A 5,344-nucleotide genomic window follows, 5' to 3' on the forward strand; every position below is an offset into this window, starting at 1 on the left:
TCATGGCGGGTGTGGCACAGTGCAATCGGTGGCAGGGGTTGGTCTCAGCAACCAAATCCTACGCTGCTTCAAGCGCTTAAGCTACATCCGCCAGCCCTCTCCAGCCCTCTCGTGCATAAGAACGGCTAGCAACTATTCTCATTCGCCCGCAGCCAGGGAGGCAGCATTATCCTGTGAGAAGCTGAGATGGCCGGTCGCCCACATGGCCGCCTGGGTTCTGTTGGAGGCCTTCACCTTCCGCAGGATGGCTTTGATATGGACTTTCACCGTGGCCTCCGCCACGCCGAGCTCCCGTGCGATCACCTTGTTCGAAGCTCCCTGGGTGAGGCAACGGAGGATCTGGGCTTCCCGATCCGACAGCTTGTTCAGAAGCATCGCAGGATCGTTGGCCGGCGCAAAGGCAAAGCCGTTGTCGGGATGAGCCCGGCCTTGCCGGATCTGATCGAGAAGCATGAGCCCTATCGAGGCGGGAATATAAGTTTCGCCAAGGATCACGATCTCGAGGGCTTTGACCAAAGCATGCCGGCCCATGCTCGTCGGGCAGAACCCGTCCATGCCTGCGCGGCAGAGCTGCATGGCCGTTTCAGGTTCCATTGCATCGGCCAGAACAACCACCCGGGCGGATGGGTACTGCGCCTTCAGCTGTTCGACTGCCGCGGCGTATTCGCCCGTCGGCCGGCTCTCGCAGATGATGAAGAGCATGGGCACATTGTTGGTGAATGCGGGCAGGCTCGCCATATCGTCGCAAGACTCTTTCGTAAGAATGAAGCGCGTTCCGGAGAGGATATGGCTAATGCCGGTGCGAAGGAGGAGATTCTGACAGATCAGGACCGTGGTGACATTCTGGTATGGGTCCTGAGCAATGGGAAGAATCTGCTCCTTATAGACAACATCGTGTCTCATGATTGCTGTGCCCCCTGATAGCTTTCAGCGATGTACGGTGCAGGATCGTGACGCCATTCGCATGTGACGTGAGGCGGGATAGCCTTGGTCGAAAGGTGTCGGATCCAGGAAGCCGATCCGCGATAGGATCAGGCTTGGCGACAACAATCGGTACAGGCATTAGTTCCTTGATACCATGGCCCCGAAAGGGGTAACTCTCCGCCCATCGGGTTTCCGGAATGGATTAGCAGGCTCGTTTGTACAACCGAATAGTGAGCTTCATCGTGCCACGATGCGACGGATTCAGCCGGCTTCGAAAATCGGTGAACCGCCAGCGTAACATTGGATCTTTTTTGAGGATGACTGCATCAGCAATCGCGTGATCTGTTCCTGCGAGAGCGCCTTTGAGAACAGATAGCCCTGCATCTCGTTGCAACCTGCCGTGTGAAGGAAATTCTTTTGAATCTCCGTCTCGACGCCTTCGGCCGTTACGGTCAGAGACATGGCGTGCCCGAGCGATACGATCGCCTTGATGACAGCAGCAGCCTTGGTTCCCTGCCCCAGACTCTGGGTGAATGAGCGATCGATCTTGATCTTGTCGACCTCGAACCGGTGAAGGTAGCCCAGGCTCGAATAGCCCGTGCCGAAATCATCCAAGGCAATGCGGAGTCCGGCATTTCGTAAGGCACGGAGCGCATCGGCCGTCCCGCACTCTTCATCCAGAAGAACGCTTTCGGTCACCTCAAGCTCGATCTTGTAAGGATCCGCTCCGCATTCACGGACGATGGAGATCACGTGATTGGCAAAGTCGTTGGCTCTGAACTGAATCGGGGAAAGATTGACGGAAACGAACAGATCCGGCCAGCGCTGCGAGGCGAGGCAGGCCTGACGCAGAACCCACTCGCCCAGCTGGACGATCAAGCCGGTTTGCTCAGCAACCGGGATGAATTGGCTTGGTGGGATGTATCCGCGCGTCGGGTGCCGCCAGCGAGCAAGAGCTTCGACGCCGACGATGGAGTTATCGCCCATCGCAATCTGCGGCTGATAGGCGACTTCGAGCCCTTCGCCGGTTGTAAGCGCAATGCGAAGCTCCTCTTCGATGATCCTGCGCAGATTGACAGTCTCATCCATTTCCGGCGTGAAGACCCGATAGCAATTCCGCCCTTCGGACTTGGCGCGGTAAAGGGCAATATCGGCCTTTCTCAGAAGCTCACTTCGATCCGTTCCGGCTTCAGGAGCAAGCACGAGGCCGATGCTGGTCCCCACAAAGACCTGACTGCCCATGACGTCGTACGGCTCATGAACCATGGCGAGGATCCGGTCGCAAAGCGCTTCAGGCCCCTCCATTCCTGCCGTGCAGACCTGAACGATGGCAAATTCATCTCCACCCAACCGGGTGATGGTGTCCTGGTCCCCGATGAGCTTGGACAGACGAACCGAGAAATCGCGGATGAGGCTGTCGCCGGCAGGGTGTCCGAGTGTGTCGTTGACATGCTTGAAGCGGTCGAGATCGAGCATCATCACGACGATCCGCTCGCCGTCCTGCCTGCGCGCAATGGCGTGGTTGAGCCGATCCTCGAACAGAGCCCGGTTCGGCAATCCGGTCAGCACGTCGTGGAAGGCCAGATGATGGGCCTGAGCCTCGCTCGCCTTCAGCTCAAGAACGGTTCTTTCCAGTGTGGACATGGATTGCTTCAGACGCCGCACCAATGCGACGAGCAGAAGGAGGATGATGGCGGCGGCAATGGCGGTCGTCGGCCCGACATCCCTGAGAAGATGATCTCCCGGCAATTCCGGATTCCAGATGAAATAGCCGATGAGATCGCCCACGTCGGACCTGATCGGCACCGATATCTCACCTGATTTTGGATTGTCGACGACTGCGAAGCGCAGCCCCTCGATCAAATTCCGTTCTGAGATCTGCCTGATGAAGTTTCCGTCGAGATACCGGATGCCGACCAGGAGAAATTCCCTGTCATGAGGGTACGGCACAGCGTCCGACTCGGGGATGATCTTCATGACGCTCACAGCCGCTGGCCGGCCGAGCAGCTCCAGCAGATGTGCATCATAAACGGCTCTTCCCGTTATCAGGTATGGTGCCTGGGCGTTCTCCGCAGCGTGGTCTTTGTGCAGCGAATTCGGTGCCCCACGAATGCCCGCGACAAGGCCGCTGATACTGCTCCGGATACGTTCGAATTCGTGGTTCGAGACGCGCGTCGCATCAATCACAGCGTTGATCGGCTCATTGCGGTCGTTCAGGATATAGACTTCTTCCTGACCGAATGTTCGGCTGAGCCAAACCCCAATATTGGCATCGATCCATTTGAGATCCATCGGGCTTTTGTTGAGCTCCACGATCGCGTCATCCCAGATGGCAACCATTTCCTGCTGTTGAGCGAGCTCCTGAACTACGGCCCGGATGCTACGGTCCGTCATGCGAAGCTGGCGCTCGGCGGAGACATCGTTGCTCTTGTGGACGGCCCAGAGGATCGAAGCCGCTCCGAGAGACAGGGTTGCCATGGCGACGAGCAGAACAGGCAGAACGACGCTGCGGACGAAAGGCAAACCCGCACGATGAATGGAAAGAATTGAAATAATAGTCTTCAACACGTCGACACCGGAGCGACTCCCGGCGTTGGTTAGACCAAAAAGGCCAACGGCAGGATCGCATTGAAGGATTTCTGAGAATCGGAAACTGCCGGATTTGCACCGACCTGACAGGATGGCATCATGCCTTTGAGTTGCGCAATTTGCGGCAACAACCCAACCTGCCACAGGTATCATGCTGAGAATGTAAATTCCAACAATCGTGCCACAAAGTCAATGAACTGGATATGGGGCCCGGATGCTTTGCATCTTACAGTTAATGAATTTTCTCACGTATAGCGCATCTGCAACAGGAAGGATGTTAATCAGAAATTACTCAAATTAACCAATCGAGACGTCGGGAACGATTGGCCGGGCTCTGCTTTACACGCCAAGTAACGTATATCTCTTTCTTCGGAGCACCTTAAAATCACTCCGGCTGGGCATAATCTTCCAAGGCTTGAATAAGCTCCATGCATTTCTCGGCGACAATGGCCGGCACCTTCGGATCACCATCGTAGTGACGCATGGCCACAGCGTTCGCCTGCTCGAAAAGATCCGTCAGGTTTCCGGAGATGAAGGGACGGGAGCTTGGGAACTCGAAGGACTTGGGCTCGGAGCGGGATTTCGATTTTGCAGGCCTCTTGGGCTCGAACAGCGTCAGCACTTCGCACCGGTCGGCGATTTTCTTGAGATCCTTGAACGCGATGATCTCGGCCATATCCTACTCCTACGCAACAAACGAGCCCTGCTTTATCTCCTTCTGAAGCGGAGGTCATGGGCCCGCATGAAAAACGAACGGTTCATGAAAACCGTTCCAGAGAATAGTCGCTGGGAGCGGGAATGTGACCCGCCTCTTTCGGGTTAGGCAGGCTTTGTGAAGTACGGCCGTCCCGAAGCATATGTCCCCAAAGATTGGCGCACACAAGCCCGCATCCTGAGGAGCGGGCTTGCTCGCGTCTCGAGGGATCAGGGCCCTCCGACGCCGCACATTGTCGTCAATATTGAAAGCAAGGATCAGCGCCCCCAGGAATGACGTGGCCCCGTCGGCTGTCTCGCACCGTCGATGCTCCATGCGCCCGGTCCCGTAAAGACGAACAGCAGGAACACGAAACAATACAGGATGGCCGCATCGCCGCCATTGAGCGCCGGGTATGGGCTCTGGGGAGCATGAAACATCCAATAGGCCACCGCCATCTCGCCGGCGAGAAGGAAGGCGACGGGCCGAGTGAACCACCCGATCAGGAGCAGAAAGCCTCCGACGAGCTCGAGGATAGCGCCGATTCCGAAGAGCGAGAAGAGTGGCGGCGTTCCACTCTCCGGAGGAGCCGGAAAGCCGAGCAGCTTCTGCGTTCCGTGTTCCATAAAGATCAGCGCCGTGACGATCCTCAGGACGGCCAAGGCGTAGGGCGACCAACGGTCGAGAGCAGCGGACATGCGAATAAGGACCTCCTGCCTGCGGTCTGCATCCTAAGGCGAGCTCAAGTCTCTGCCGCTCGGGGTTATATCGCAGATGAGAAAGACGAACATCGCTCTCATGCCCGAAGTTCCTCCTCCCGGCTCCGGGTAGACTCGTCAATGATACTCTGTTTCATGTAGTTCACGTGAAATTGAGGCCTCCGGTTCCGCCCTTGAGACGATCTAACCTTGCCCGACGGGAGATTCATGTCAGCTTCTCCAGGGGCCGTTCGGGGCGAACCGAAGGGTCGCATCCGCGAAAAACCGGAGCCACCTTTTAAGCACGATACGCTAGATCCTCGACACAGTGATTTTGACCGGTTGGCCTGCCGTCTCTTGTGACGGCACTTCGAAGCGGTGCGGGATCTGCAAGTGGATTGATCCCCATTGGACGGGGCCTCGGTACCAGATGCGAAGT

The 5,344-nt window shown here is 57.0% G+C and carries 4 protein-coding genes; all 4 read right to left on the reverse strand.

What is annotated here, in order from left to right:
* Nucleotides 1-138 precede the first annotated feature (138 nt).
* The gene (locus FS320_RS37260) at nucleotides 139-903 is read right to left on the reverse strand and encodes a LuxR C-terminal-related transcriptional regulator (protein ID WP_152717343.1); all 765 of its coding nucleotides are present in this window, start codon (nucleotides 901-903) and stop codon (nucleotides 139-141) included.
* A 282-nt stretch (nucleotides 904-1,185) separates the two neighbouring features.
* Nucleotides 1,186-3,492, reverse strand: a complete 2,307-nt coding sequence (locus tag FS320_RS37265) for an EAL domain-containing protein (protein ID WP_162003369.1) — start codon at nucleotides 3,490-3,492, stop codon at nucleotides 1,186-1,188.
* A gap of 406 nt (nucleotides 3,493-3,898) precedes the next feature.
* On the reverse strand, nucleotides 3,899-4,189 hold the full coding sequence (locus FS320_RS37270) for a hypothetical protein (RefSeq protein ID WP_152717345.1): 291 nt from the start codon (nucleotides 4,187-4,189) through the stop codon (nucleotides 3,899-3,901).
* Between the two features lie 296 nt (nucleotides 4,190-4,485).
* Nucleotides 4,486-4,905 carry a DoxX family protein gene (locus FS320_RS37275; RefSeq protein ID WP_152717346.1) on the reverse strand — a complete coding sequence of 140 codons (420 nt, stop codon included), beginning with the start codon at nucleotides 4,903-4,905 and terminating at the stop codon, nucleotides 4,486-4,488.
* Between the last annotated feature and the right edge of the window lie 439 nt (nucleotides 4,906-5,344).

It is taken from the genome of Microvirga tunisiensis (assembly GCF_009296175.1).
Lineage (GTDB): Bacteria > Pseudomonadota > Alphaproteobacteria > Rhizobiales > Beijerinckiaceae > Microvirga > Microvirga tunisiensis.

Coding starts and splice junctions, on each gene's coding strand:
- FS320_RS37260 (WP_152717343.1), bottom strand. CDS start 903: ATGAGACACGATGTTGTCTATAAGGAGCAGATTCTTCCCATTGCTCAG.
- FS320_RS37270 (WP_152717345.1), bottom strand. CDS start 4,189: ATGGCCGAGATCATCGCGTTCAAGGATCTCAAGAAAATCGCCGACCGG.
- FS320_RS37275 (WP_152717346.1), bottom strand. CDS start 4,905: ATGTCCGCTGCTCTCGACCGTTGGTCGCCCTACGCCTTGGCCGTCCTG.